Origin of the sequence: Paenibacillus sp. UNC496MF (genome assembly GCF_900113915.1) — a bacterium.
Taxonomy (GTDB): domain Bacteria; phylum Bacillota; class Bacilli; order Paenibacillales; family Paenibacillaceae; genus Paenibacillus_Z; species Paenibacillus_Z artemisiicola.
The window spans coordinates 57,266-83,291 of record NZ_FORE01000009.1 but is presented as its reverse complement, the minus strand read 5'-3'; the positions used below and the strand labels follow the sequence as shown (position 1 = coordinate 83,291).

General features: G+C 62.0%; 28 protein-coding genes. 27 read left to right on the top strand and 1 reads right to left on the bottom strand.

Annotation, left to right across the window (positions count from 1 at the left end; all coding sequences use genetic code 11):
• Positions 1–2: 2 nt before the first annotated feature.
• Positions 3–1,379, top strand: coding sequence for a bifunctional folylpolyglutamate synthase/dihydrofolate synthase (locus BMZ79_RS16235; protein WP_090642146.1), 1,377 nt, complete (start codon positions 3–5; stop codon positions 1,377–1,379).
• Between the two features lie 7 nt (positions 1,380–1,386).
• On the top strand, positions 1,387–2,781 hold the full coding sequence (gene murC, locus BMZ79_RS16230) for a UDP-N-acetylmuramate--L-alanine ligase (RefSeq protein ID WP_090641705.1): 1,395 nt from the start codon (positions 1,387–1,389) through the stop codon (positions 2,779–2,781).
• A 340-nt stretch (positions 2,782–3,121) separates the two neighbouring features.
• Here the strand turns inward: murC and BMZ79_RS16225 are convergent, their stop codons facing one another.
• Positions 3,122–3,454: an ArsR/SmtB family transcription factor gene (locus tag BMZ79_RS16225; RefSeq protein WP_090641703.1), complete on the bottom strand. Its 333-nt coding sequence runs from the start codon at positions 3,452–3,454 to the stop codon at positions 3,122–3,124.
• A 131-nt stretch (positions 3,455–3,585) separates the two neighbouring features.
• Here BMZ79_RS16225 and BMZ79_RS16220 point away from each other — a divergent pair, with 131 nt between their 5' ends.
• The 25 genes from BMZ79_RS16220 to BMZ79_RS16100 all read left to right on the top strand — a co-directional run.
• The gene (locus BMZ79_RS16220) at positions 3,586–5,073 is read left to right on the top strand and encodes an SPOR domain-containing protein (RefSeq protein WP_090641702.1); all 1,488 of its coding nucleotides are present in this window, start codon (positions 3,586–3,588) and stop codon (positions 5,071–5,073) included.
• Between the two features lie 62 nt (positions 5,074–5,135).
• Positions 5,136–5,378, top strand: coding sequence for a DUF4321 domain-containing protein (locus BMZ79_RS16215; protein ID WP_090641700.1), 243 nt, complete (start codon positions 5,136–5,138; stop codon positions 5,376–5,378).
• Between the two features lie 34 nt (positions 5,379–5,412).
• Positions 5,413–6,042: a Maf family protein gene (locus tag BMZ79_RS16210; RefSeq protein WP_090641699.1), complete on the top strand. Its 630-nt coding sequence runs from the start codon at positions 5,413–5,415 to the stop codon at positions 6,040–6,042.
• A 41-nt stretch (positions 6,043–6,083) separates the two neighbouring features.
• Positions 6,084–6,776: a RadC family protein gene (gene radC / locus BMZ79_RS16205; protein ID WP_090641697.1), complete on the top strand. Its 693-nt coding sequence runs from the start codon at positions 6,084–6,086 to the stop codon at positions 6,774–6,776.
• A 45-nt stretch (positions 6,777–6,821) separates the two neighbouring features.
• Positions 6,822–7,856, top strand: a complete 1,035-nt coding sequence (locus BMZ79_RS16200) for a rod shape-determining protein (protein ID WP_090641696.1) — start codon at positions 6,822–6,824, stop codon at positions 7,854–7,856.
• A 67-nt stretch (positions 7,857–7,923) separates the two neighbouring features.
• The gene (mreC, locus tag BMZ79_RS16195) at positions 7,924–8,787 is read left to right on the top strand and encodes a rod shape-determining protein MreC (RefSeq protein ID WP_090641694.1); all 864 of its coding nucleotides are present in this window, start codon (positions 7,924–7,926) and stop codon (positions 8,785–8,787) included.
• A complete protein-coding gene (gene mreD / locus BMZ79_RS16190) occupies positions 8,784–9,308 on the top strand; it encodes a rod shape-determining protein MreD (RefSeq protein ID WP_090641693.1) in 525 nt (174 codons plus the stop codon). The genes mreC and mreD overlap by 4 nt, the downstream gene beginning before the upstream one ends.
• 65 nt (positions 9,309–9,373) lie before the next feature.
• Positions 9,374–10,033, top strand: coding sequence for a septum site-determining protein MinC (locus tag BMZ79_RS16185; protein ID WP_256252779.1), 660 nt, complete (start codon positions 9,374–9,376; stop codon positions 10,031–10,033).
• A 19-nt stretch (positions 10,034–10,052) separates the two neighbouring features.
• A complete protein-coding gene (gene minD, locus BMZ79_RS16180) occupies positions 10,053–10,844 on the top strand; it encodes a septum site-determining protein MinD (RefSeq protein ID WP_090641691.1) in 792 nt (263 codons plus the stop codon).
• Between the two features lie 7 nt (positions 10,845–10,851).
• A complete protein-coding gene (locus tag BMZ79_RS16175; RefSeq protein ID WP_090641690.1) occupies positions 10,852–12,000 on the top strand; it encodes an FtsW/RodA/SpoVE family cell cycle protein in 1,149 nt (382 codons plus the stop codon).
• Positions 12,001–12,088: 88 nt separating this feature from the next.
• A complete protein-coding gene (locus tag BMZ79_RS16170; RefSeq protein WP_090641688.1) occupies positions 12,089–12,877 on the top strand; it encodes a hypothetical protein in 789 nt (262 codons plus the stop codon).
• An 87-nt stretch (positions 12,878–12,964) separates the two neighbouring features.
• A complete protein-coding gene (locus tag BMZ79_RS16165) occupies positions 12,965–13,951 on the top strand; it encodes a M23 family metallopeptidase (RefSeq protein ID WP_090641687.1) in 987 nt (328 codons plus the stop codon).
• Positions 13,944–14,831, top strand: coding sequence for a site-2 protease family protein (locus BMZ79_RS16160; protein WP_090641685.1), 888 nt, complete (start codon positions 13,944–13,946; stop codon positions 14,829–14,831). Before BMZ79_RS16165 ends, BMZ79_RS16160 begins: the two co-directional genes overlap by 8 nt.
• 42 nt (positions 14,832–14,873) lie before the next feature.
• Positions 14,874–16,097 carry an Rne/Rng family ribonuclease gene (locus BMZ79_RS16155; protein WP_090641684.1) on the top strand — a complete coding sequence of 408 codons (1,224 nt, stop codon included), beginning with the start codon at positions 14,874–14,876 and terminating at the stop codon, positions 16,095–16,097.
• Positions 16,098–16,377: 280 nt separating this feature from the next.
• Entirely contained in the window at positions 16,378–16,689 is a 312-nt protein-coding gene (gene rplU, locus BMZ79_RS16150) for a 50S ribosomal protein L21 (protein ID WP_090641683.1), read from the top strand.
• Positions 16,690–16,700: 11 nt separating this feature from the next.
• Positions 16,701–17,042, top strand: a complete 342-nt coding sequence (locus BMZ79_RS16145) for a ribosomal-processing cysteine protease Prp (protein ID WP_090641681.1) — start codon at positions 16,701–16,703, stop codon at positions 17,040–17,042.
• A 14-nt stretch (positions 17,043–17,056) separates the two neighbouring features.
• Positions 17,057–17,362 carry a 50S ribosomal protein L27 gene (gene rpmA, locus BMZ79_RS16140; RefSeq protein WP_090641680.1) on the top strand — a complete coding sequence of 102 codons (306 nt, stop codon included), beginning with the start codon at positions 17,057–17,059 and terminating at the stop codon, positions 17,360–17,362.
• Between the two features lie 206 nt (positions 17,363–17,568).
• Complete coding sequence (locus BMZ79_RS16135) at positions 17,569–18,228, top strand: Spo0B domain-containing protein (RefSeq protein ID WP_256252778.1); 660 nt, start codon at positions 17,569–17,571, stop codon at positions 18,226–18,228.
• A gap of 17 nt (positions 18,229–18,245) precedes the next feature.
• The gene (gene obgE, locus BMZ79_RS16130; protein ID WP_090641677.1) at positions 18,246–19,574 is read left to right on the top strand and encodes a GTPase ObgE; all 1,329 of its coding nucleotides are present in this window, start codon (positions 18,246–18,248) and stop codon (positions 19,572–19,574) included.
• 180 nt (positions 19,575–19,754) lie between these two features.
• Positions 19,755–20,192 (top strand): ACT domain-containing protein, encoded by a 438-nt coding sequence (locus BMZ79_RS16125; RefSeq protein WP_090641674.1) that lies wholly within the window; start codon positions 19,755–19,757, stop codon positions 20,190–20,192.
• Positions 20,193–20,217: 25 nt separating this feature from the next.
• Positions 20,218–21,504 carry a homoserine dehydrogenase gene (locus BMZ79_RS16120; protein WP_090641673.1) on the top strand — a complete coding sequence of 429 codons (1,287 nt, stop codon included), beginning with the start codon at positions 20,218–20,220 and terminating at the stop codon, positions 21,502–21,504.
• Between the two features lie 124 nt (positions 21,505–21,628).
• Entirely contained in the window at positions 21,629–22,603 is a 975-nt protein-coding gene (gene thrB, locus BMZ79_RS16115) for a homoserine kinase (RefSeq protein WP_090641672.1), read from the top strand.
• Positions 22,600–23,481, top strand: a complete 882-nt coding sequence (gene pheA / locus BMZ79_RS16110; protein WP_090641670.1) for a prephenate dehydratase — start codon at positions 22,600–22,602, stop codon at positions 23,479–23,481. Before thrB ends, pheA begins: the two co-directional genes overlap by 4 nt.
• 33 nt (positions 23,482–23,514) lie before the next feature.
• Complete coding sequence (ilvE, locus tag BMZ79_RS16105) at positions 23,515–24,396, top strand: branched-chain-amino-acid transaminase (protein ID WP_090641669.1); 882 nt, start codon at positions 23,515–23,517, stop codon at positions 24,394–24,396.
• A 179-nt stretch (positions 24,397–24,575) separates the two neighbouring features.
• Positions 24,576–26,026: LysM peptidoglycan-binding domain-containing protein (locus BMZ79_RS16100; RefSeq protein WP_143088985.1), on the top strand; the 1,451-nt coding region annotated here is incomplete at its 3' end.

The following is a 26,026-nucleotide window of genomic DNA, read 5'->3' as shown; positions in this document are numbered from 1 at the left end:
ACATGAGCGAACATCAAGACGCGCGCACGGCGGGAACGCTCGCAACCTACGAGGAAGCGCGGCAGTGGATCGAAGGGCTGGTGCCGTTCGGCATCCGCCCCGGTCTCGAACGGATCGAGAAGCTGATGGAACTGACGGGCCATCCGGAGCGCCGGCTGAAGTTCATTCACGTGGCCGGCACGAACGGCAAAGGCTCCGTCTGCGCCTACCTGACGAGCGTCCTGCTCCGCTGCGGCTATGACGTGGGGACGTTCACCTCCCCATATATCACGAAGTTTACGAATCGTTTTCAATATAACGGCACCGACATTCCGGAAGAGACGCTGCTCGCCCTCGCGAACCGGCTGAAGCCGCTCGTCGAGGAGATCGCGGAGACGGAGCTCGGGTCGCCGTCCATGTTCGAGGTGGCGACCGCGCTCGCGATTCTGTACTACGGCACCGTAGCGTACCCGGACTTCGTCGTCTGGGAGACGGGACTCGGCGGCCGGCTGGACGTGACGAACGTCGTGACCCCGCTCGTCTCGGTCATCACGAACGTCGGCCATGATCACATGGACATCCTCGGCGACTCGCTGGAGGCGATCGCGCGCGAGAAGGCCGGCATCATCAAGGCGGGCGTGCCGGTCGTCAGCGCCGTCGACCAGCCGGGTCCCACAGCCGTCGTCCGCGAAACCGCCAAAGCGAAAAACAGCACGCTCTATCTGCTCGGGGAGCAATTTCGCGAGACGGCGTCGCAGGTCGGCGAGAACGCGCAAACGTTCCGCTTCGACGGCCTGTTCCGATCCATTGACGAGCTGACCGTCACGCTGAACGGCGCGCACCAGCGGACGAACGCGGCCGTCGCCGTCATGACGCTGGAAGTCATGCGCCAATACTATGCGCTGATCCTGGAAGACGAGGATTTGAGGGAAGGGCTTCGCGCCGCCGCTTGGCCCGGTCGGCTGGAGATGATCGGCGATTCGCCGCGCGTGCTCGTCGACGGCGCCCACAATCCCGAAGGCGCGCAGGTGCTGGCGGCGGCGCTGCGCGACACGTACGCGTACGAGCGTCTTCACATGATGATCGGGATGCTCGCGAATAAGAATCATCGCGATACTCTGCGGCATATACTACCTCTAGTGAATACGCTTGTCGTGACAGAAGCGGATTTTCGCAAGGCGCTGCCGGCCGCCGACCTTGCCGCGCTGGTCCGGGAGCTTCGCGACGAGGCGGGCTATGCCTTCGAGCTGATCGTGGAGCCGGATTGGAGAGCGGCGCTGGAACGGCTGAAATCGGTCGCCGGCCAAGGCGATCTGGCCGTCGTGACGGGCACGCTCTATTTGATTGCCGACGTCCGCTCCCGATTGCTCTATAATCAGGATTCTGAAAAAGGGTGGTGAACCGTCTTTGAATACAGCAGAACACGTTCATTTCATCGGAATTGGCGGTTACGGCATGAGCGCGATCGCGCGGGTCATGCTGGAGATGGGCTACAAGGTGAGCGGCTCCGACGTTGCAAGACAAGAGCTGACGGAGAAGCTTGCAGCCAAAGGGGCGCGGATTTTCATCGGCCATGAGCCGGGGCATGTCGCGGGAGCCGATCTCGTCGTCTATTCGACGGCGCTGTCCCGGGACAATGTGGAGCGCAAAGCGGCGGAGGAGCAAAACATCCCGATCCTGCACCGCGCCCAAATGCTGGCCAGACTGATGAACAACGGCAAAGGCGTCGCGGTAGCGGGCGCGCACGGCAAAACGACGACCTCGTCGATGATCGCGCTCGTCATGGAAACCTGCAAACAGGATCCGACGTTCATCATCGGCGGCGAAATCGTCAATGTCGGCACGAACGCCAAGGCCGGCAAAGGCGAGTACGTCGTCGCCGAAGCGGACGAGAGCGACGGCTCGTTCCTGCAGTATCATCCGACGATCGCCATCGTCACGAACATCGAGCCGGATCATCTCGAGAATTACGACGGCGATTTCAACAAGCTGAAGGCGGCGTACGTCCAGTTTCTGAACCAGGTGAAGTCCGGGGGCAGCGCCATCGTCTGCGCGGACGACGAGAACGTCCAAGCGATGCTGCCGGAGCTCGTGGCAGGGCCGCTCGGGGAGAAGGGCGTGCTGACGTACGGCATCGACCGGGACGCCGTGTACCGGGCCGCGAACATCGAGCTCGGCGACCGCAAGGTCGCGTTCGACATGACGAAGCAGGGGCAGCCGCTGGGCCGGATCGAACTTTCCGTGCCGGGCCGCCACAACGTGTATAACGCCATGGCAACCGTCATTACGTGTCTGGAAGCGGGCATACCGTTCTCGGCCATCGCGGAGGCGATCGTCGATTTCCGCGGCGCGAAGCGGCGGTTCCAAGTGCTGGGCGAAATCAACGATATCCTCGTCATCGACGACTATGCCCACCATCCGACCGAGATTCAAGCGACGATCAGCGCGGCCAAGTCGACGGGCAAACGGATCGTCGCCGTCTTCCAGCCGCAGCGTTATACGCGGACGTTCTTCCTGCTCGAGCAGTTCAGCCGCGCGTTCGCCGAGGCGGACGAGGTACTGATTACCGACATCTACTCGCCGGCCGGCGAGCAGCAGATCGAAGGCGTCAATTCCAAGCGGCTCGTGGAGCTGATCATCAAGAACAGCAACGCGAATACGCGCTATTATCCGACGAAGGAAGAAGTGCTAAGCGTGCTGACCGAACGGGTGAAGCCGGGCGATCTCGTCATTACGATGGGCGCGGGCGACATTTGGAAGGTGGCCGATTCGCTGGCGAAGACGCTGCGCGGCAAAGCTTAGCAAGCCCAGGCTCGCAAGAGGCTTGTCACGAACATACGACGCACAAATAGAAAGCCGCTCCTCGGCACCGACGCCGGGGGCGGCTTTCCTTCGTTCCAGGGGATCGGCGTGGTTGCGAAGATGAATCGTCTTGGCGGCGATTCCCGTAATCGTGCGTCAATTCCGAGACGAAAACAAGCCCTCTCGCTTCCGACCGAAAGCGAGAGGGCCGTACGATTCGCATAGGCTTGCCATCGGAGCCGAGAGGCTCGCGATCGCTTGCGGAAGCGGAAGGCACGCGCGGAGGTTCGCCGCCCGGTTCCGAATCCTCGATGGACGCAGCCGGTTCCGCCCGGTCCTCCTAATCGCCGTCCGGCTGCTTGGGCTTGCTTTGAAGTTCCTGCAGGTAGTCGTCGAGCTGGTCGAAGCGGTCCTCCCAGACGCGCCGGAACGATCCGAGCCAGGCGTCCAGCTCCTGCAGCGGACGGGTTTCCAGCATGTAGATCCGCCGGTTGGCGGCAGGCTGGACGCCGACGAGTCCGGCATCGTGCAGCACGCGCAGATGCTTCGAGACTTGAGGCTGCTGAAGATGGAGCTTCTCGGCGATATCGCCGACCGGAAGCGGACCGTCGCGCAGCAGCTCGACGATGTGTAGCCGATTGGGCTCGGCAAGCGCGCTTAACGTTGCGTTCATGCTATTAATATACCCCAAAGGGAATATGCCTGTAAAGGAATATGCTGGAAACGATTCGCGGACGGCTCGTCATAATTCTCTCAACGTACTCATAGACTTGTACTAGAGTACGCGGACAAGGAGAGATTGCCATGAGCACGAAAGGACGCATTACCTATCGTTTCGACCAGCAGACGGGAGCCCGAGTGGAGCCGGCCCAACCGAAAAAAACGCGCGCATCGGAGAACGATGCCGTTTCCTATTTCCAAGAAGAGCTGACGTTCGCCGCCGACGTCGGCGCCTGGGACAGCCCGTTCCAGGACGATGCCGGCGCGCTCGAGCGGCTCATCCGCGAAGCCGACGGCCAATTCGCCGGCCGGCCGCCGCAGGGCCGCGCGGGGCATGCGGCATCGTCTTCGCCGCGGAACCAGCCGAGGCCGATCGACGCCGCTCCGCGCACGCACGAAGCCGAGCTGCCGCCGCGCGCGCCGCAGCCGATGCCGGAGCTGGCCGCCTTCGCGCCGGACGACGCGTTCGGGCGGCAGGACGCGATTCTGCTCGGCGACGAGGACGAGCCGCGGGAGCGGACCGACAAGCCGCTTGCGGCCCATGCGAAGCGCGGACCTGCTCCGGTGATCGACCTGTATCCGCAAATCGAGATCGACGAAGACGTCTACGCCGGCCGGCAAGGCAAAGGAAAAGGCGCCGCGGCGTATCCGCTCGGCTCGGGCAGGCGGCCGTCCCAAGGCCCGTCCTGGTTCAAAGTGTTCGCTTCGGTCGCGGGCGCGATCGCCACGGGCGCGCTGTTCGGCTATTTCGTGCTGACGCTGTTCACGAGCGGCGGGGGAACCGATGCCGGGGGGACGAACGGCGGCTCCGTTCCGGCCGTCAGCGGCGACGTAATCGGCGGCGGCAAAGGCGCGCCGGATACGGCGAACGCCGGAAAGGCGCCGGCGGCGGACGCCGCCGGCGCGAAGGACGGCGGCAAGACGGCCGGCGGCGCGTCGAATGCCGGGTCCGCGGCGACCGTGAAGGTCGACCTGCCCGCGGCATCGTATTTCATGCTGCAGTACGGCGTCTTCAGCAACAAGGACGGGCTCGACGCGGCCGCGGCGGAGCTCCGCGCGAAGGGACTCGCCGCCGCCTCGCTGACGTCGCAGGACGATTTCCGCATTTACGTCGGCATGTCGACGGACCGGAGCGAAGCGGATCTGCTCGGTCAGACGCTGGCCGGGATGGACGTGTACGTGAAGCAGGTCGATTTGCCCGCTTTGTCGGCGATTCCGTATGGAGGCAAGGCGGCGGACGCGCAGACGTTCTTCAAGGATACGGCCGAACTGCTCGCCAAGCTGGACGCCATGACCGTCGCCGGGCTGAGCGGCCAGCCGTCCCCGGGAGAAGACTGGGCTGCGCTGCACCAGCAGTGGACGGAGTCCGCGTCGCGCGTCGAGGCCGGCATGGCGGCCGGCAAGGACAAGGACACGCTGCACAAGCTCGCGCAAGCCATCAATACGGCGGCCGTCGCCGCGGGCGAATACGGCAAGAAGCCGTCCGAGGCGTATCTGTGGTCGATGCAGACGGCGCTCATGAACGCGGTCTTCATCCAGAAAGCCTGGTTTGAATCGATCGGATCATTGTAAAGCGTTCCCGGGACGCGTATAATAAAACGTACGTGTCAAAAAATGGCGAGGGACGTTGGAAGATGAAGAAAAATTTCTGGGTATTGCTGCTGTTCATCGTAATCGGCCTGCTGGCCGGAGCGCTCATCGCGCGTTCGCTGGCCACGGTTCCCGGACTTTCGTTTCTGACGAAAACCTATCCGATCGTTTGGTCGCCCTCCGCGGACCTGCTCGTGCTCAGTTACGATTTCACGCTGCGGATCCATGTCAGTCTGCTGAGCATCGCCGGCCTCGCGCTCGCCATTTGGCTGTACCGTAAACTATAGGCAGCCGCATGCAGGCCAAAGGAGCTTTGCCTTTATGGAACGATCCTCTACCAAGCCAACCGAACATTTGCGCCAGCTGGTGCTGGCTTCGTCTTCTCCCCGCCGGCGGGAATTGGTCGCTTCACTCGGCCTTTCCTTGCCGGTTCTCATTTTGTCCAGCGACGCGGACGAGAGCACGCCGTCCGATTGGTCGCCGCCGCGCATCGTCGAGCAGCTCGGCCTGCGCAAGGCGCGGGCGACCGCCGCGATGCTCGCGTCCGGGGACGCCGCGTCTTCGCTGGTCGTCGGCGCCGACACGGTCGTCGTCCTGGACGGCGAGGTGCTGGGCAAGCCCCGGGACCGCGCGGACGCGATCGGCATGCTGAGCCGGCTGCAGGGGCGCGCGCACGCGGTGTATACCGGCGTCGCGTGCGTCGATGCGCGCACCGGCCGGGAGCGGATCGCGCACCGCCGGACGGAAGTCGTCATGAAGCCGCTGGACGCCGGATTGATCGAGCGTTACGTCGATTCCGGCGAACCGATGGACAAGGCGGGCAGCTACGGCATTCAAGGCAGGGCCGCCGTGTTGGTCGAGCGGATCGACGGCGATTATTTCAACGTGGTCGGCCTGCCGCTCTCGCTGCTGGCGGACATGCTGTCCGAATTCGATATCCGCGTCATTTAAGTTAACCGTTTACGCACCCATTCAGAAAGCAGGGAATATCCATGGAAGCCGAACAGCCTTACGTGCTTCGCGGCATCCCCAACGAAGACCGACCCAGAGAACGCCTGATGACCGTCGGGGCCGACGCGCTCAGCCATGCGGAATTGCTCGCGATTCTGCTGCGCACCGGAACGAACAACGAATCCGCCGTCCTTCTCGCGACGCGGATCCTTCACCAATGCGGCAGCCTGCGGGGGCTCGTGGACATGAGCGTCGCCGAGCTGACCCGGATCCGCGGGATCGGCCCCGCGAAGGCGGCGCAGCTCCGCGCCGGCATCGAGCTCGGACGCCGCATCGCCCGGAGCCGGCAGGGAGAACTGCCGACGATCCGAAAGCCCGCGGACGCCGCGAATCTTATGATGGAGGAGCTCCGCTATCTGAAGCAGGAGCATTTCGTCTGTCTATACCTCAATACGAAAAATCAAGTCATCCTGACCGAAACCTTATCCGTCGGTACCCTCAACGCAACGCTGGTCCACCCTCGCGAGGTGTTTCGCGCGGCCATCAAGTGCAGCAGCTCCTCGCTGATCTGCCTGCACAATCACCCCAGCGGCGATCCCACGCCGAGCCCCGAAGACATCTCCCTTACCAGGCGCCTGGCCGAAGCCGGCGAGCTCGTCGGCATCGACGTGCTCGATCATTTGGTAATAGGTGACAATCGCTTTATCAGTTTGAAGGAGCAAGGCCACCTGTAATATAATAAGAGGGATTGTCTTACGATAGAAAGGAAGATACAGCTTATGTTTGGTGGTTTTTCGAAAGATCTCGGAATCGATTTGGGTACGGCTAACACGCTCGTCTATGTCAAAGGAAAAGGAATTGTCGTTAGAGAACCTTCCGTGGTCGCTCTGCGTACCGATACGAAAAAAATCGAAGCCGTCGGCGAGCACGCCAAAAAAATGATCGGTCGCACGCCGGGCAACATCCGCGCGATCCGTCCGATGAAGGACGGCGTCATCGCCGACTTCGACACGACCTCCACGATGATCAAGTACTTCATCCGCCAGGCGCAGAAGAGCCGCTCGCTGTTCCCGCGCCATCCGAACGTGATGGTCTGCGTGCCGTCGGGCATTACGGCCGTCGAACAGCGCGCCGTCAAGGACGCGACGGTCCAAGCGGGCGCGCGCGAAGCGTTCACGATCGAGGAGCCGTTCGCGGCGGCGATCGGCGCGGACCTGCCGGTATGGGAGCCGACGGGCAGCATGGTCGTCGACATCGGCGGCGGCACGACGGAAGTGGCCGTCATCTCGCTCGGGGGCATCGTGACGAGCCGCTCCATCCGGATCGCCGGCGACGAGATGGACGAAGCGATCATGCAGTACATCAAGCGGATGTACAACCTCATGATCGGCGAACGGACGTCGGAGCAGCTGAAGATGGAAATCGGTTCCGCGCTTGCCCTGGAGCAGCAGGAGACGATCGAGATCCGCGGCCGCGACCTGGTGACGGGCCTGCCGAAAACGCTGCCGATTTCGTCCGACGAGATTTGCGAGGCGCTCGGCGACACGGTCAACGCGATCGTGGACGCCGTCAAGATCACCCTCGAGAAGTGCCCGCCGGAGCTGTCGGCCGACATCATGGACCGCGGCATCGTCCTCACGGGCGGCGGCGCGCTGCTCAAGAACCTGGACAAGCTGCTCGCGCGGGAAACGGGCATGCCGGTCATCGTGGCGGAGAACCCGCTCGATTGCGTGGCGATCGGAACCGGCAGAGCGCTCGACAACATCGATCTGTTCAAAACGCGCGGAGGCCCGGTATCCCGTTCCAAGAAGTAATCCGGTAATGGCAGTCGGGGAAAACGGATGAGCGAAATGGGCGGGTGAAACGAAATTGTTCAATTGGATGCGCAACAAACGGATGTTTGTGCTCATGATCGTTTTTATTATATTCGTCGCCGTGATGGGCTTCTCCATCGGCGACCGGAAGAAACTGACCTGGCCGGAGAATTTCGCGCTCGACACGTCGGGCTTCTTCCAGCAATGGCTGTACCGGCCGGCCGGCTACGTGTCGGACCTGGTGCACGACCTTACCCATCTGCGGGAGGTATACAAGGAAAACGAGCAGCTGCGCATCGCTGCCGCCGCCTACGCGCGGGATAGCATCAAGTATAACTTCATGGAAGCGGAATTGAAGCAGCTTCAGGACGATCTGAGCTTCACGGAGAACCAGAAGAAGCTGAACAACTACAAGTACCTCATCGCGCAAGTGGTGGCCGTGAACAACGATCCGTACGACGAGACGATCCGCATCAATCTCGGCTCCAAGGACGGCATCAAGCCGAACATGGTCGTCGTGACGAACAAAGGCCTGGTCGGCTTGACCACCCGGGTCGATCCGTTCTTCTCGTCCGTCATGCCGATCACGAAGCTGAACGTCAACTCCACAGACACGAAGCAGATCGCCGCCACGGTGCTGGGCAAGGAGAACGATTCGTTCGGCATCGTCGACAACTACGACAGCGAGACCGGCAAGCTGTCGATGTCCAAAATATCCGAGCACGATCCGCTGAAGAAAGGCGATACGGTCATTACGTCCGGCAAGGGCAACGTGTTTCCGCGCGGCGTCGTCATCGGCACGGTCGACAGCAGCCAGGTCGGCGATTTCGGCTTGACCTACACGGCGACGATCACGCCGGCGGCCGATTTCGATCATCTGACGGAAGTGTTCGTCGTCCAGACGCCCGATCTGGGAGACGAGACGCCATGAGCCTGCAGCGCATTATCGGGGTCATGCTGCTGCTCTTTCTGACGGAAGGCACGCTCTTCTACTGGCTCGTGCCGGATGATATGGTCGGACGCATCGTGCCGCATTTTACGCTGGCGTTCGTGCTGTTCGCCGCCCTTTACCGGGGCCGGCATTCCGCGCTGCTGCTCGGCCTGGCGTTCGGCCTGCTGCAGGATTTGGCATTCTACGGCCGGATACTCGGCGTCCATTCCTTCGCGATGGGACTCGTCGGCTATATGACCGGCCTGCTCATGGAGCGCAAGCGCAGCACGCTGCTGATGGCGCTGTCGATGATCGGGCTGTCCACTCTCGTCTACGATACGGTCGTCTACTTCGTCTACAAGGTGTTCCGCTTGACGGACCAAACGTATGAATGGGCGCTGTCGCAGCACATCATTCCGAGCCTGTTCCTGCAGCTGCTGTTCGCGCTCGCGCTGTACGTGCCGGCCAGGCGGTGGTTCGAAGGCAGCCTCAAGCCCAAGACGGAAGAAGACGAAGATTGACGCGCCCGCGAGCAGGAAAACGCGCGCAAGGGCAAGAATCGTATAGAGAGAGGGGTGGGGCGAGCGTGACCGAGAAGCAGCACATTACCATAAAAGGCGTCAAGGAGGGACTGATCTTCCTTCTCGACGACAATTGCGGATTTTCCGACTTGATGAACGAGCTGCAGTACAAATTGGAAAAGTCGCATCAACAGCTGCTGACAGGCCCCATCGTTCACGTGCAGGTGAAGCTCGGCACCCGTCAAGTCAACGAAGACGAGAAGGAACGGATCAGGGCCGCCATTCGCCAGCAGGGCAACTTGCTCGTGCAGTCGATCGAGAGCGAAGCCCGCCCGGAGCCGAAGCCCGAGGACGGCAACAACGTGAAGCTGCTGGCGGGCATCGTCCGCAGCGGACAGACCGTCGAGCACGACGGGAACCTGCTGCTCATGGGGGACGTCAATCCCGGGGGCACGGTCCTGTGCACCGGCGATATCTACGTGCTGGGCGCTCTTCGCGGGCTTGCCCATGCCGGCTTCAAGGGGCGCAAGGACACCGTTATCGCGGCCTCCTTGCTGAAGCCGACGCAGCTGCGCATCGACGACGTGATCAGCCGCCCGCCGGACGAGTGGATCACGGGGGACGCGATGATGGAGTATGCGTTCTTGAGCGAAGGCGTCATGAAAATCGATAAAATCGCGCAGCTGCAGCGCCTGCGGAAGCTGCCGGTCGTGTTTAGAGCTTGAGCGGGGGAGTGTGAAAGTCATGGGAGAAGCGATTGTAGTCACGTCGGGCAAGGGCGGAGTCGGCAAGACGACGACTTCGGCCAATATCGGAACGGCGCTCGCTTTGCTTGGCAAAAAGGTTTGCATGGTCGATACCGACATCGGCCTGCGCAATTTGGACGTGGTCATGGGCCTCGAGAACCGCATCATCTACGATTTGATCGACGTCGCCGAAGGCCGCTGCAGGCTGAACCAGGCTCTGGTGAAGGACAAGCGTTTCGAAGAGCTGTACATGCTGCCGGCCGCCCAAACGAAAGACAAAAGCGACATCACGCCCGAACAGGTCAAGGACATCGTGCTCGAGCTGAAGAAGGAATACGACTATGTCATCATCGATTGTCCGGCCGGCATCGAGCAGGGCTTCCGCAACGCGATCGCCGGCGCCGACCGTGCGATTATCGTGACGACGCCGGAGAACGCGGCCGTCCGCGACGCCGACCGGGTCATCGGTCTGCTGGAGCAGTCGCAGGTGCCCTCGCGGCTCGTCATCAACCGGATCCGGGGCAATATGGTCCGTTCAGGGGAAATGCTGGACATCGACGAGATTTGCCAGGTGCTTGCCATTGATCTGCTCGGCATCGTCCCGGACGACGAGAAGGTCATCAAGGCGGCGAACGCCGGCGAACCGACCGTCATGGATCCATCGTCCCGCGCCGCCATCGCTTACCGCAACATCGCGAGGCGGATGCTCGGCGACATGGTGCCGCTCATGCCGCTCGAAGAGAAGGCGGGCGTCATGAAGCGATTCCGCAAGTTTCTTGGAATAGGATGATTCGGAAGTGCTGAATAAACTGAAAAAAATCGACGTGAGCATGATCCTCATCCTGCTGGCGTTCACGGTCGTCAGCACGCTGCTCGTGCACAGCGCGACGTACGGCAACCCGGACTACGCCAATTACGACGTGCGTACCGTCATCTTCTACGTGCTGGGCTTTTTCGTGGCGCTGGTCGCGGCTCTGTTCGATTACCGGCTGTACTTGAAGGCCTGGTACGTGCTGTACGGGTTCGGTTTGATTATGCTGGTCGTCGTCTATTTGACGGCGCCCGAAATCAACGGCGCGAAGAGCTGGTTCCAGCTCCCGGGCGGCTTGCAGTTCCAACCGGCCGAGATGGTGAAGATCATTTTGATCATCACCGTCGCGTACCTGATGGGCAGGCGGCAGGGCGACCCGCTGCGCGTGCGCCAGGATTTGTTCGTCGTCGCGGCGTTCTCGTTCGTGCCGTTCGCGCTCGTCATGATCCAGCCCGACTTGGGCAATGCCATTATTTATTTGGTCATCGTGCTCGGCATGCTGTGGATCGGCAACGTTCGGTACACGCACGTGCTGCTCGGTTTGACGATCGTCGTCGGCAGCCTCATGGTGTTCATGTTCCTGTTCAATGCGTATAACCAGCAAATTCACGATTACGCGGAAAGCCATCACAAGCTGCACTGGTACGAACGGATTAACGGCTTCATCAACCCGGAGACGGCTTCGGAGAAGGAAGTGTATCAGGCCCAAAAGGCCAAGATCGCGATCGGCTCGGGCGGCTTGACCGGGGACGGGTACATGAAAGGCGAGTCCAAAAACCGCAAATTCATTCCGTATCCGTACTCCGACGCCATCTTCGTCGTCATCGGCGAAGAATTCGGGTTCCAGGGAGCGGCCGTCGTGCTGATGCTTTACTTCCTGCTGATCTACAGGATGATCATCATCGCCTTCCAGTGCTACGACTTGCGGGGATCGTTCATCATCATCGGCATCGTGTCGATGTACGTCTTCCAAGTCTTCCAGAACATCGGCATGATGATCGGGCTGATGCCGATCACCGGCATTACGCTGCCGTTCGTCAGCTACGGCGGCACGTCGCTGCTGCTCAACATGCTGTGCATCGGCATCGTCTTCAGCGTGAAGGCGCATCAGGAGAAATACGAACTGGCTACTTGACCGTCCGGCATCGCCGGGCGGTTCTTCTCATTGAAGCGGGAAGGGCGAATGCAAGCATTCGCAAATAGGGTTCGAAGGAGGAACGACCATGTTCGCGCATTACGTCGGCATCGATTATTCCGGCAAAGGGCTGCCCTCGCAGCGGCATACCGCGATCCAAATCTTCGAGTCGGACGCGGCCGGCCTGCCGGTCCGGGCAATGGGCCGGAGCAGCTGGTCCAGGGCAGGCGCGTTCCGCTACTTGGCGGATCGGCTGCAGGAGCAGCGCGGCGGCGGGCGGGGGGCGATGATCGTCGGGCTCGACCACGGCCTGTCGTTCCCGCTGTCGTACTTTCGGGAAGCGACCGCGGTCAAGCCCGCATTCGGCACCTGGTGGGACTTCATGCGGCATTTCCATGCGCTGTGGGGCGCGGCGAAAGAACGGCCGGTCTCGTCCGTCGCCGCGCCGACGCTGCCGTACACTCATCCGACGGAGCTGCGGCTGACCGAGAAATTCACGTCCTCGGCCAAGAGCGTGCTGAATCTCGATCCGAGGCTCATCTCGGTCGCGTTCTCGACGCACGCCGGTCTCCCCTGGCTGTACGAGCTTCGCCGGGAATACGCCGACGTGCTGCACGTCTGGCCGTTCGACGGGCTGCTGCCGGAAGCGGGCAAGAGCGTCGTCGCCGAGGCGTATCCGTCGCTCTTCTACAACCGGTACGCGTATCCGGCGGAGCTCGCGAAGCGGGACGAACGCGACGCGTACGCGGTGTCCTGCTGGCTGCGCGAGCAAGACGCCGCCGGCACGCTTCCGCTCTATCTCGCGCTGCAGACGTTGACGCCTAAGACGCGAGAGGAGATCGTGCCCCTGGAAGGCTGGATTCTCGGCGTTCTATAGCGGACGATCCCTTTTCGGTCAACTCATAACCCGTCCCATCCGCTCATATACTGGAATGAACAAGCCGTATAGGTGGAGGGATCGGTTATGAGTACCCGCAACAGCATTCGCGACCGCCGGCAGGAGCGCATCCGCCGGATTATGGAAGACAACGCCGAACGCGCCGGACAGACCGCGCACCGGCATTCGGAGCCGCGGCAGGAGCGCGGGCCGAGGCCGGACGCGGACACGCCTTTCGCGCTGCCGCCGGGGACGGAGAACGGCGCCGGGCTGCCGGACAGGCTGCCGGCTTTGCCCGCGCGGCAGCGGGACGAGCAAGATCCGGAGCGGATGTGGAAAGCCAATCCGAATCCGTGGGAGACCGCCGGCTGGAACATCGCCCCCTTGCCGAGCAAAGACGTCAAGGCCGCCAAGCGCGGCGGCCCGCCGCCGGAGCGTCCGGGCGGCTATCGGTTCATCGTTCGGGGGCTCTTCATCCAGTCGGCCATCGCCGCGGCGGTATTCGCGATCGTGTTCGTAATGTTCAAATCGGATTTGCCCGTCGCCAAAAAAGGCCAGGAAGCCGTCACGTCCGCCTTAACCGAAAACATGGATTACTCCGCCGCTTCGTCCTTGTACCGGAAATGGTTCGCCGGGGCGCCTTCGTTCATCCCGATCTTCGGGAACGGCAAGAGCGAGGAATCCCGGCTCGCGGAAGGCGCCGTAGAGCTGCCGATCGTGTCGCCGCTGCCCGCCGGCACGCTCGTGCGTTCGTTCGCGGAGACGCTGAGCGGCGTCGATATCGCGGGCAGCCCGGAACAGACGGTGCTGGCGGCCGAGACGGGCCGCGTCATCCTCGTCTCGAAGGACGCGGACGGCGGCGATACCGTCGTCGTGCAGCACGCCAACGAACGCGTGACGGTGTACAGCCATTTGAGCGGCGTGATCGTGGCGGCCAACGACTGGGTCGAAGCCGGCAAGACGCTCGGCAAGCTGCAGGCGTCGAAGGAGGAAGGCGGACAGAGCTTGCTCTATTTCGCCGTGAAGGAGAAAGGCCGATACGTCGATCCCGCGGACGTCGTTCCGATTGATTAAGCTTGGCGGCATCCGGTGGTCCGTTCATCCGCTCTTCGTGCTGGTCATGCTCGCTTCCGTCGTTACGGGGTATTTCGCCGAGCTCCTGACGCTGTTCGCCATCGTGCTCGTCCACGAGCTCGGCCATGTCTTCGCGGCGAGGGGATTCGGCTGGACGGTGCGCGAGGTGAAGCTGCTGCCCTTCGGCGGGGTGGCGGAGGTCGAGGACGGGAGCGGGCTGCCGGCCAGGGAGGAGGCCCTGGTGGCGATCGCCGGCCCCCTCCAGAACGTGTGGATGGCGGGCGCCGCCTGGCTGCTCGGGCATGCCGGCGCATGGGATCCGGCCTGGGCGGCTTACGTGTGCGAAGCCAACCTCATGATCGGGCTGTTCAATCTGCTCCCGATCCTGCCGCTCGACGGCGGGAAGCTCATGCAGGCGGGCCTCAGCCGCACGCTGACGTTTCACGCCACGCTCGTCTGGGGTACAAGAATCAGTCTTCTCTTCAGCGCGCTGATGGTCGCGAGCGCGATCGTGCCCGCCGTGACGAGCGGCAACGCGATCCATCTGCATCTCAACCTGATCGCCGTGGGCGTCTTCCTGCTGCTAAGCAATTGGACGACCCGCCGCAACATCCCGTTCCTCTTTCTGCGCTTCCTGACGAACCGCGCGTCTGCCGCGTCCAAATCGGTGACCCGCGGGACGTGGGCGTTTCCGATCATCGTGCCGAAGGGCTACACGGTGCTCGCCGCGCTGCGGCTGTTCAAGCGGGACAGCTACCATCTGATCGTCGTGATGGAGGAGCAGGGGGACGTGCTGGGCGTGCTGCCGGAGCAGCGGCTCGTGAGCGGATTTCTATCGGACGGAAAAGCGGACCGTGCAGTCTTGGAGCTTTTCATGTAAAATAGGTATCCGTGGAGACCGACCGAGGCAGGAGGTCATGGAATGAAAAAAATGCTCGTACACGGTCAGAAAGACATGCTGCAAATCGCCATCGTCGACGATCATGCCCTGCAAGAATATTATATGGAAAAAACCGAAAACGCCGGCCAGCTCGTCGGCAGCATCTATAAGGCGCGCGTCGTGAACGTGCTGCCCGGCATGCAGGCGGCCTTCGTCGATATCGGGCTGCCGAAGAACGCGTTTCTGTACATCGACGACGTGCTGCATCCGCACCTGGAGCGCCAGCCGAAGGAGAAGCCGCAGATCAACCGGCTGCTGCAGCCCGGCCAGGAGCTGCTCGTGCAGGTGATGAAGGAACCGCTCGGCGGCAAGGGGGCGCGGGTCACCACGCATTTCTCCCTGCCGGGCCGGTTCCTCGTCTATATGCCGATCGCCGATTACATAGGCGTCTCGAAGAAAGTAAGCACGGAATCGGAACGTTCCCGCATGCGCGCGATCGGGGAGCGGATCCGCCTGCCCGGCGAAGGCGTCATCATGCGGACGGCCGCCGAAGGCGAAAGCGTGGAGTCGCTGGAGGGAGACGTGCGGTTTCTGCGCGAGCTCTGGCAGGAGATCCGCAACCGCGGCGAATCGGCTTCGGCGCCGATGCTGCTGCATCGCGACGCCGATCTCGTGCACCGGCTGGTCCGGGATCTGCTGACCGCCGAGATCGACCAGATCTGGATCGACGACGGCGCCGTCTTCCGCAAGACGAAGGCCATGATGAAGCGGCTGGCGCCTGCCATGCTCCCGAGGCTGCGGTTGTTCGAGCCCGTGATCGGCGGCGCTTCGCTCTTTCAGCAGGCGAATATTCACGAGCAAATGCAGGAAGCGTGCCAGCGCCGCTACCGGCTCAAGTCGGGGGGCGATCTCGTCTGGGACGCGACCGAGGCGCTGACCGTCATCGACGTCAACACGGGACGCTTCGTCGGCACCTCCGACCTGGAGGATACGGTATTCCGGACGAACTTGGAGGCGGCCGAGCAGATCGCGCGGCTGCTCCGGCTCCGGGACGTCGGCGGCATCATCATCGTGGATTTCATCGACATGGAGCAGGAGCTGCATCGGGAACAGGTCATGGGGCTGCTCGAACGCTGCGTCCGCTCCGACCGGACCAAGTGCCAGGTCGTCGGCTGGACAAGGCTCGGACTGCTCGAGATGACGCGCAAGAAGGTGCGCGAGCAGAAGGCGCCGCCGGCGAAGGAAGCGACGGGAAGCAAGGAGTAGCAGAAGCTAGAAGGAGTAAGGAATAGCGAGTGCGGCAAGGAGCGGCTAGTGAAGCGGGGTACTCAGGCAGCCGAAAGCTCTTGGCAGGCCGCGGCCGGACAAATGCCTGATTTATGCGTTGCTATCGGGCATGATGTGTGTTATTATGTTATGGTGTCTGCGATTGAGATAGGCGAATTGCAAACGCATTTACCGCACAGAACGGGTCATGAAGCTCGCGCGAGCTCCGCTTACGCGGCACCTGAATCAGGCGAGTCTTCGATATAAGGAGGTGCAACACATGTTTGCAATCATTGAAACGGGCGGAAAGCAATACAAAGTACAAGAGGGCGACGTACTGTACATCGAGAAACTGGATGCCGCAGAGGGCACGAGCGTCACGTTCGACCGCGTATTGGCTGTTTCCAAAGGCGAAGAGCTCGTTACGGGCACGCCGGTCGTATCCGGCGCTACGGTAACGGCAACCGTCGAGAAGCACGGCAGAGGCCAAAAAATCGTCGTTTACAAATATAAAGCGAAGAAAAACTACCGCCGTAAGCAAGGTCACCGTCAACCGTACTCCAAAGTAACGATTGGCAAGATCGAAGCGTAAGAGGCAACGCTATGATTACGGTCACCATTGCGCGGCAGTCCGCCGCCGATCGACGGATCGTATCGTTCGCGATAGAGGGACATGCCAAGTTCGCCAATCCGGGCAAAGACATCGTTTGCGCCGGCGTGTCGGCCGTATCGGTCGGCACGGTGAACGCGATCGAAGCGCTGGCGGGCGTCGAGCTCCCGGCTTCGATGAAGAGCGGCTGGCTCCGATCCGAAATACCCGCCGGAGCGGATGCGGATTCCGACGCGAAGACGCAGCTGCTTCTGGAGGGCATGATCGTGATGCTCGAATCCATCGCGGCCTCGTACGGCAAGTTTGTCGTCATTCATCAACAATTTCGTCAATGAAGGAGGGAACATCCATGTTGAAACTGAATCTTCAGCTCTTCGCTTCGAAGAAAGGCGTAGGTTCGACGAAGAACGGACGCGACAGCCAATCGAAACGTCTCGGCGCGAAACGCGCCGACGGCCAAACGGTAACGGCGGGAAGCATTCTTGTTCGTCAACGCGGAACGAAAGTTCATCCGGGCAACAACGTCGGCATCGGCAAAGACGATACGCTCTTCGCGAAAGTGGAAGGCGTCGTGAAATACGAACGTTGGGGACGCGATCGCAAGAAAGTCAGCGTTTACCCGGTTGCAGCGGCAGCGGTCGCTGCGGCGGAATAAGAAACACTCCCCGGTCTGCTCGCAGGCCGGGGTTTTCTTTTTTGCCGGAGAGTCGGCGCCGCTAAACGGCGACAGCCGTCTGACCTTGTGCTATACTGTTAAGGTTAGGAAAGAATAGGAAAGTAGGCTCGGTCGTCATGAATCGCATCCGATATTACGCGGCCGCTTCCGTCATTCTGCCGGCGGCTGCGGTTCTGGTTTGGCCTATGCATCGATGGCTTATAGCAATTTTTCTGGCGTGGACGGCGTGCGCGGCGGTATTGTGGAACCGCTCTCTCGCGGCAGAGCAGGCCGGGCGGCGCAAGGATGCGGAACGCGCGATTCAGCGGGCCGCGATCGCGACGCTGAATCACCACCGGCATGATTGGATGAACGACCTGCAAATCGTCTACGGCTATATTCGGATGGGCAAGACGGATAAGACGATCCAGTGCGTGGAACAGATAAGGGAACGGATGCAGACGGAAAGCAAAATCGCCAAACTCGGGGTTCCGGCGTTGGTGCTGTTTTTGCAGTCGTTCCGCACGACGACCAACGCGATGGTTATTGACATGGACATCGACGGAGAAGTGAACCTGGCCGAACTGTTCCCAAACGGCGAACGGGCGGCGCATGCGATCATAGAACTGATTCGGGCATACCGCGAAGCGGCGGCGTCGAACGGCGGGGAACCGGCTAAGCTGCTGGTGGATCTGTCCGCGGAGGAAGACAAGCTCATGCTGTCGTTCTACTTCGACGGCGAGCTGGCTTCCGGCGAGGCATGGAAGAAGAATTGCGAGCTGGCGCTTAAGGGCGCCCCGTTGGAGGCGACGGAATGGGATCCGGACAAAGGGACGCTCATGCTTGAGGCGCAGCTTGGGAAGTAAACGGAGGAAGCAAAGACATGTTTGTCGATAAGGCGAAAATATTCGTAAAAGGCGGCGACGGCGGGAACGGCATCGTCTCGTACCGCCGGGAAAAATACGTGCCGCAGGGCGGGCCGGCCGGCGGCGACGGCGGGAAGGGCGGCGACGTCATCTTCCGCGTGGACAGCGGCCTCAGGACGCTGATGGATTTCCGCTACCAGAAGCATTTCAAGGGCGAGCGGGGCGAGCGCGGCAAAGTGAAGACGATGCACGGGTCGAACGCCGAGGACATGGTCGTCCGGATTCCGCCGGGGACGGTCATTCTGGACGACGATTCCGGCGAAATACTCGCGGACATGACGACGCACGGCTCGGAAGTCGTCGTGGCCCGCGGCGGACGGGGCGGACGCGGCAATACGCGGTTCGCGACGGCGAGCAACCCGGCGCCGGATTTCGCGGAGAACGGCGAGGAAGGCGAAGAGCGCTGGATCATTCTGGAGCTGAAAGTCATGGCGGACGTCGGGCTCGTCGGGTTTCCGAGCGTGGGCAAGTCGACGCTGCTGTCGATCGTCTCCGCTGCCCAGCCGAAGATCGGCGCCTATCACTTCACGACGATCTCGCCGAATCTCGGCGTCGTCGACGTCGGCGACGGACGCAGTTTCGTCATGGCGGACCTGCCGGGACTGATCGAAGGCGCGCACGAAGGCGTCGGGCTCGGGCATGACTTCCTGCGCCATGTCGAGCGGACGCGGATCATCCTGCACGTGCTGGACATGTCGGGCTCCGAGGGACGCGATCCGTACCAGGATTGGGTGACGATCAACCAGGAGCTGGAGCTGTACAACGCCGCGCTCGCGACGCGGCCGCAGATCATCGTCGCGAACAAGATGGACATGCCGGAAGCGGAGGAGCAGCTCGCGCTGTTCCGCGAGCAGCTGGCGGCGCGCGGCGACGAGACCGAGCACCAGATCGTAGCGATGTCTTCGCTGACGAAGCAGGGCGTGCAGGAGCTGCTTTACAAAGCGGCCGACCTGCTCGAGACCGTGCCGGAGACCCGTCAGATCGAGGAAGTGCGGGACGTGGCCGAACGCAAGGTGTTCCGGCTGGACCAGGAAGAAGACCGCTCCTTCAAGGTCGGCAAGGAAAACGAGGGCTTCTACGTGGAGAGCCCGTATATCGAGAAGTTCATGAAGCGCGTCAACCTGAACAATTCGTACGACGCGATCATGCGGTTCGCGCGGACGCTGCGGATGATGGGCGTCGACGCCGCGCTGCGCAAGATCGGCGCGAAAGACGGCGATATCGTTCGCATCGGGGATTACTCGTTCGAATTTTTCGAGGGAAGCGACTTCTATTACCACGATTAGCGTCCCGGAGCCCGGCTGCCGGAGCCCCGTCTGCCCTGCTGCAGGCGCGGCTCGCGGCGGCTTTTTTCGTTTGAGCGGCGGGCGCGAGGGACGGCAAGGAAATGTCTATTGCCACGGCTTCGTTTATTGGTTATAATGTCCTCTATGGAAGAACAGATGTCTTTGATGGGAGGACGGCCAGTGGAGGAACGATATTACGTCGTTCGCGAGGATATGCTGCCGGAAGCGATCGTGAAGACCATACAGGTCAAAGAAATGCTTCGCCGGGGCGAAGCCGCCACCGTTCACGAAGCCGCCGAACGGGTCGGCCTCAGCCGCAGCGCCTTCTATAAATACAAGGACGGCGTCTACGCGCAGAACCAGCTCGCGCGCGAGACGATCGTCACGATATCGATGGATTTGGATCATCGTTCGGGCGTCCTCTCCAAAGTGCTCGGCCTCGTGGCCGGCTCCGAAGGAAACGTGCTGACGATCCATCAAACGATCCCGCTTCAGGGACTGGCAAACGTCGTCATTTCCGTTGATACCTCGCTCATGCGCGGCGCGCTGTTCGATTTTTTGGAGGCGCTCCGCAGGCAGGACGGCGTCCGCAAGGCGTCCATCATCGGCCAAGGATAGATTTTAACGTTGGAGGGTAAACGGAATGAAACCGATTAAAGTAGGATTGCTCGGACTCGGCACCGTGGGAACGGGCGTCGTGCGCATCGTGGAAGGCCATCAAACGGACCTGCAAAGCCAGGTCGGCTCCCCGATCGTCATCGAGAAGGTGCTCGTGCAAAATAAAAGCAAGGCGAGATCCATCAGCATCGATCCCGCGAAATTAACCGAAGACGCATGGGACGTCATTCATCATCCCGACATCGACGTCATCGTCGAAGTCATGGGCGGGATCGAAACGACCCGGACGTACATTCTCGAAGCGCTGGCCCGCGGCAAGCACGTCGTGACGGCGAACAAGGACCTGATGGCGCTGCACGGACCGGAAATTCTCGCGGCCGCGCAGGAGAACCGCTGCGACGTGCTGTACGAAGCGAGCGTGGCCGGGGGCATCCCGATCATCCGTACGCTGATCGAAGGCTTCTCCTCCGACCGGATCACGAAGATCATGGGCATCGTGAACGGGACGACGAACTATATTTTGACGAAGATGAGCCAGGAAGGCGCGGCTTATGCCGACGTGCTGAAGGAAGCCCAGGACCTCGGCTACGCCGAAGCGGATCCGACCTCCGACGTGGAAGGTTTGGACGCGGCGCGCAAAATGACGATCCTGGCGACGCTCGGCTTCCGCGCGAACGTGGCGCTCGAGGACGTCGACGTCAAGGGGATCTCGGCGATCAGCCGCGAGGATATCCTGTACGCGAAGCGCCTCGGCTACGAAGTGAAGCTGCTCGGCATCGCGGAGCGCCAGGACGATTACATCAGCGTCGGCGTGCAGCCGACGATGGTGAAGACATCGCATCCGATCGCGTCGGTTAACGGCGTGTACAACGCGGTGTACGTCTATGGCGAAGCCGTGGGCGAGACGATGTTTTACGGCCCGGGCGCCGGCGAGCTGCCGACGGCCACGTCCGTCGTGGCGGACCTGGTGGCGGTCGTGAAGAATCTCAAGCTTGGCGTGAACGGCAAGCAGGAATTGCTCGCCTATAAAGAAAAGAAGCTCAAAACCGACGAGCAGATCGCCTCGAAATACTTCATTCTGCTGCACGTCGCCGACCGCGCCGGGGTGCTCGCCCAGATCACGCAGGCGTTCGCGGAGCACGAGGTCAGCCTGGAATCCGTAGTGCAGCAGCCGAACCCGAACATTCCGGAGGCGGAAATCATCATCATTACGCACGACGCGAGCAAAGCGGCCGCAAACCGCGTGCTGAATTCGTTCGAACGGATGGACGTCGTGAAGACCGTCAAGAGCGTATACCGCGTGGAAGGCTAACAAGCCGCTCACGCTTGCGGCGAGACGGCGACAGGCAAGCAATACAATACGCAGCGGATGAACAGACCTGACAGGGCATCAAAGGTTAAGGACGCCATCCGTCAATTATGGAGGGTGCGGTAAGATGAGAAACGGCCAGGTATTGGTGAAGGTTCCGGCCAGCACGGCGAATCTCGGCCCGGGCTTCGACACGCTTGGCATGGCCTTGTCGCTGTATTCGTGGATCGAGATGGAACCGGTCGAAGGCAACACCGTCGTCGAACTGTACGGCGATGATTTGGGCGGCATACCGACGGACAAGACGAATTTGATCTACAAGGTCGCGCAAATGGTTTTCGCTGAAGCCGGCGTCGACATGCCGGAGCTGCGCATCGCGATGTACAGCGACATCCCGCTGACGCGCGGGCTCGGCAGCAGCGCCACGGCGATCGTCGGCGCGCTCGTGGCGGCGAACGCGCTGACCGGCGGCAAGCTGGGCGAGGACGAGCTGTTCCAGATCGCTTCGCGGCTGGAAGGGCATCCGGACAACGTCGGCGCTTCCCTGTTCGGAGGCATCGTCGTATCCTCCTGGGACGGCGAACGCGCCGAGAAGGTCCGCCTCGAGCCGCATGCCGACCTGGAGGTGCTGGTCGCGATTCCGGCGTTCCAGCTGCAGACGGAGAAGGCGCGGCACGCGCTGCCCGCGAAGCTGGACCTGAAGGACGCGGTCTACAACGTCGCGAACAGCTCGCTGCTCGTCGCGGCGTTCGCGAGCGGCCGGCTGGACCTCATTCCGTTCGCCATGCGGGACAAGCTGCATCAGCCGTACCGCGCGCCGCTCGTGCCCGGCATGTCGGTCATCCTGGAGCGGGCGACCAAGCACGGCGCGCTCGGGGCCGCCCTGAGCGGCGCGGGTCCGACGCTGCTCGCGCTCGTCGACCGCAAGAGCGCGCGGAAGGCGGAGCTCGAAGCGTTCCTGCTCGATACGCTGCGCGCGCACGGCATCGAGGCGGAGACGAAGTGGCTGACGCCGGACGCGCGCGGTCCCGAGCTGACCGCGGGAGCGGCCGGCAACCAAGGTTCCTTCATGGAACGGATCAAAGGAGAAGTCAACGCATGATAAGCGCATCGTGTTTGACCAAAGGATCGACGTCGGACGAAGCCGCACGGCTGATGCTGAACGGCCTCGGCGTCGACATCCGGTACGATTACCACCGCATGATCGCGGACGTCTTCCTGTCCACGGCGGAAGGCCGGACGGATTATGCCGTCATTCCGATCGAGAACACGATCGACGGCTCCGTCAGCCTGCATACCGACTGGCTCGTGGACGAGGTGAACCTGCCGATCCAGGCCGAATGGGTGTATCCCTCCATTCAGAACCTGATCGGGGCTTCCGCCGAATTGACCGAGGCGGACGGCAGCCTGGCGTACGGGCGCATCGTGAAGGTCATGAGCCACCCGGTGGCCATGGCGCAATGCACCCAGTATCTGAAGCGGCATCTGCCGCATGCCGAGCTGGAGCATGTCGGCAGCACGTCGGAGGCGGTCCGCATCGTCCGCGACAATCCGGGACGCGGCTGGACGGCGATCGGCCAAGTGTCCGCCGCGGCCGACAACGCCCTCGACGTGCTAGAGTCGGCGGTGACCGACCACGACAACAATTACACCCGGTTCCTGCTGGTCGGCCCGAAGCCGTTCGCGCTGCGGACGTCGGAGAAGCATAAGACGACCATCCTGGTGACGCTGCCGGAAGACTACCCGGGCGCGCTGCATCAGGTGCTGTCCGCCTTCTCGTGGCGCCGCATCAACTTGTCCCGCATCGAATCGCGGCCGACGAAGAAGAAGCTCGGCAATTATTATTTTCTGATCGATATCGAAATGTCGACCGACACGGTTCTGCTGCCGTCCGCCATCGCCGAAATCGAAGCGATCGGATGCCAAGTGCGCGTGCTCGGCAGCTATCCAAGTTTTTCGTTCGAAGCCTTGCGGCCGTAACGACGAACCTATTCCGGAGGTGCAGGTACCATCATGGCGGAACAAGTGATTTATCTCAACGGGAACTACGTAAGCAAAGAGGATGCGAAGGTGTCGGTGTTCGATCACGGCTTTCTATACGGAGACGGCATTTTCGAAGGGATCCGGATTTACAACGGCAACATTTTTAAATGTAAGGAGCATCTCGACCGGCTGTACGATTCCGCGAAATCGATCATGCTGGACATTCCGCTCTCCTACGGGGAGATGGAAGCGGCGCTCGTCGAGACGATCCGCCGCAACGAGCTGCGCGACGGCTACATCCGGCTCGTCGTCTCGCGCGGTCCCGGCAATTTGGGCCTGGATCCGACGCGCTGCCCCGCGGCTTGGATCATCATCATCGTCGAGCAGCTGGCGATCTACCCCGAGGAGGCGTACCGCGACGGCCTCGTATCCGTATCGGTCTCGCAGCGCCGCAACCTGCCGGACGCCCTCAATCCGAAGATCAAATCGCTGAATTACTTGAACAACATTTTGGTGAAAATCCAGGCGAACCTGGCCGGGGTGGGCGAAGCGATCATGCTGAACGCCCAGGGCTACGTCGCGGAGGGCTCCAGCGACAACATCTTCATCGTCAAGCGCGGGGTCGTTTACACGCCGCCTTGCTACGTCGGGGCCTTGGAAGGCATTACGCGCGCGACGATCATCGAGCTGTGCGCGAAGCTGGGCTATTCGCTGAAGGAGGAGCCGTTCACGCTCCACGACGTCTACGTGGCGGACGAGGTGTTCTTCACGGGCACGGCGGCGGAAGTCATCGCGGTGCGCGAGGTGGACGGCCGGACGATCGGCGAAGGGAAGGCGGGCCCGATCACGTCGCGGCTGCTGGCGGAGTTCCGCAACACGGTCGAACTCGACGGCGTGAAGGTCTACGAATAAGCCGTCCCGATCGGATTGAATTGAAGCTTTTCCAAGGGCGTCCGCCCGCGGGAAGCTTCAATTTTTTTTTGCGAACATGGGTGACACTCGCCCACCTCCTGCATAGGATGTAGGGATTGATAACGGGCGTTTGCCACGTCTGCCCCAGACGTAAAAACGTGACAGGAGGTTTTTGGCGGGTGAAAATTCATATTGTGAAAAAAGGCGATACGCTGTACTTGATCGCGCAAAAGTACGACGTGTCGCTGGAAGAGATTTTAAAGCTTAACCCTTCGATTACGAATCCGGACGAAATCGACGTCGGCATGAAGATCAAAGTGCCGGCGACGACGGGCGGCGATATGGACATCATGCATCAGCACGTCGTGCAGCAGGGCGATACGCTGTGGAAGCTGTCCAAAGCATGGGGCGTGCCGCTCGGCGACATGATCAAGGCAAATCCGCAACTGAAGAACCCGAACGTGCTGCTGACGGGCGAAGTCGTCAACATTCCGAAGCCGGGCATGTCCGGAACCATGCCGGAAACGCACGAGATGCATCACGGCCACAAATCGGGAACGGGCCACCATCCGCTCCATCCGTCCTCCGTCATGCAAGGCGTGCAAGGGCTAATGGGCAAAATCCCGACCGGTAAAATTCCGACGGGCAAAAAATCGACCGGTCAAAAGCCGAGCACGGCGCCCGTGCCGACGCCGATGCCGGAACCGACGCCCGCGCCGATGCCGATACCTACGGAAATTCCGGTCGTAGAGAAAAAATATCCCACGTATCCGACCTACGAACATAACGTCGACTTGTTTAAGCAGTACGGCATTCCAGCGACTGAAGTCATGTCGCTGCACGACCTGCCGGCGGCTCCGGTACACAGCGGCTACGGCTACAGCCAGCCGACGGCGGTGTCGCCGGAGATGACGGGCGGCTACATGCCGACGGCGGTGTCGCCGGAGATGACGGGCGGGTACGGCATGCCGACGGCGGTATCGCCGGCCATGACGGGCGGGTACGGCATGCCGACGGTGGTATCGCCGGCCATGACGGGCGGGTACGGCATGCCGACGGCGGTATCGCCGGCCATGACGGGCGGCTACATGCCGACGGCGGTATCGCCGGCCATGACGGGCGGGTACGGCATGCCGACGGCGGTATCGCCGGCCATGACGGGCGGCTACAGTATGCCGACGGCGGTGTCGCCGGCCATGACGGGCGGCTACATGCCTACGGCGGTGTCGCCGGCCATGACGGGCGGCTACATGCCTACGGCGGTATCGCCGGCCATGACGGGCGGTTATATGCCGACGGCGGTATCGCCGGCCATGACGGGCGGCTACAGTATGCCGACGGCGGTGTCGCCGGCCATGACGGGCGGCTACATGCCTACGGCGGTGTCGCCGGCCATGACGGGCGGCTACATGCCTACGGCGGTATCGCCGGCCATGACGGGCGGTTATATGCCGACGGCGGTATCGCCGGCCATGACGGGCGGCTACAGTATGCCGACGGCGGTGTCGCCGGCCATGACGGGCGGCTACATGCCTACGGCGGTGTCGCCGGCCATGACGGGCGGCTACATGCCTACGGCGGTATCGCCGGCCATGACGGGCGGTTATATGCCGACGGCGGTATCGCCGGC

Bases quoted from the DNA above. Each gene is read 5' to 3' on its own strand.
- BMZ79_RS16235 (WP_090642146.1), top strand. From the start codon at position 3: ATGAGCGAACATCAAGACGCGCGCACGGCGGGAACGCTCGCAACCTAC.
- BMZ79_RS16225 (WP_090641703.1), bottom strand. From the start codon at position 3,454: ATGAACGCAACGTTAAGCGCGCTTGCCGAGCCCAATCGGCTACACATC.
- BMZ79_RS16220 (WP_090641702.1), top strand. From the start codon at position 3,586: ATGAGCACGAAAGGACGCATTACCTATCGTTTCGACCAGCAGACGGGA.
- BMZ79_RS16215 (WP_090641700.1), top strand. From the start codon at position 5,136: ATGAAGAAAAATTTCTGGGTATTGCTGCTGTTCATCGTAATCGGCCTG.
- BMZ79_RS16210 (WP_090641699.1), top strand. From the start codon at position 5,413: ATGGAACGATCCTCTACCAAGCCAACCGAACATTTGCGCCAGCTGGTG.
- radC (WP_090641697.1), top strand. From the start codon at position 6,084: ATGGAAGCCGAACAGCCTTACGTGCTTCGCGGCATCCCCAACGAAGAC.
- BMZ79_RS16200 (WP_090641696.1), top strand. From the start codon at position 6,822: ATGTTTGGTGGTTTTTCGAAAGATCTCGGAATCGATTTGGGTACGGCT.
- mreC (WP_090641694.1), top strand. From the start codon at position 7,924: ATGCGCAACAAACGGATGTTTGTGCTCATGATCGTTTTTATTATATTC.
- mreD (WP_090641693.1), top strand. From the start codon at position 8,784: ATGAGCCTGCAGCGCATTATCGGGGTCATGCTGCTGCTCTTTCTGACG.
- minD (WP_090641691.1), top strand. From the start codon at position 10,053: ATGGGAGAAGCGATTGTAGTCACGTCGGGCAAGGGCGGAGTCGGCAAG.
- BMZ79_RS16170 (WP_090641688.1), top strand. From the start codon at position 12,089: ATGTTCGCGCATTACGTCGGCATCGATTATTCCGGCAAAGGGCTGCCC.
- BMZ79_RS16165 (WP_090641687.1), top strand. From the start codon at position 12,965: ATGAGTACCCGCAACAGCATTCGCGACCGCCGGCAGGAGCGCATCCGC.
- BMZ79_RS16155 (WP_090641684.1), top strand. From the start codon at position 14,874: ATGAAAAAAATGCTCGTACACGGTCAGAAAGACATGCTGCAAATCGCC.
- rplU (WP_090641683.1), top strand. From the start codon at position 16,378: ATGTTTGCAATCATTGAAACGGGCGGAAAGCAATACAAAGTACAAGAG.
- BMZ79_RS16145 (WP_090641681.1), top strand. From the start codon at position 16,701: ATGATTACGGTCACCATTGCGCGGCAGTCCGCCGCCGATCGACGGATC.
- rpmA (WP_090641680.1), top strand. From the start codon at position 17,057: ATGTTGAAACTGAATCTTCAGCTCTTCGCTTCGAAGAAAGGCGTAGGT.
- BMZ79_RS16135 (WP_256252778.1), top strand. From the start codon at position 17,569: ATGCATCGATGGCTTATAGCAATTTTTCTGGCGTGGACGGCGTGCGCG.
- obgE (WP_090641677.1), top strand. From the start codon at position 18,246: ATGTTTGTCGATAAGGCGAAAATATTCGTAAAAGGCGGCGACGGCGGG.
- BMZ79_RS16120 (WP_090641673.1), top strand. From the start codon at position 20,218: ATGAAACCGATTAAAGTAGGATTGCTCGGACTCGGCACCGTGGGAACG.
- thrB (WP_090641672.1), top strand. From the start codon at position 21,629: ATGAGAAACGGCCAGGTATTGGTGAAGGTTCCGGCCAGCACGGCGAAT.
- pheA (WP_090641670.1), top strand. From the start codon at position 22,600: ATGATAAGCGCATCGTGTTTGACCAAAGGATCGACGTCGGACGAAGCC.
- ilvE (WP_090641669.1), top strand. From the start codon at position 23,515: ATGGCGGAACAAGTGATTTATCTCAACGGGAACTACGTAAGCAAAGAG.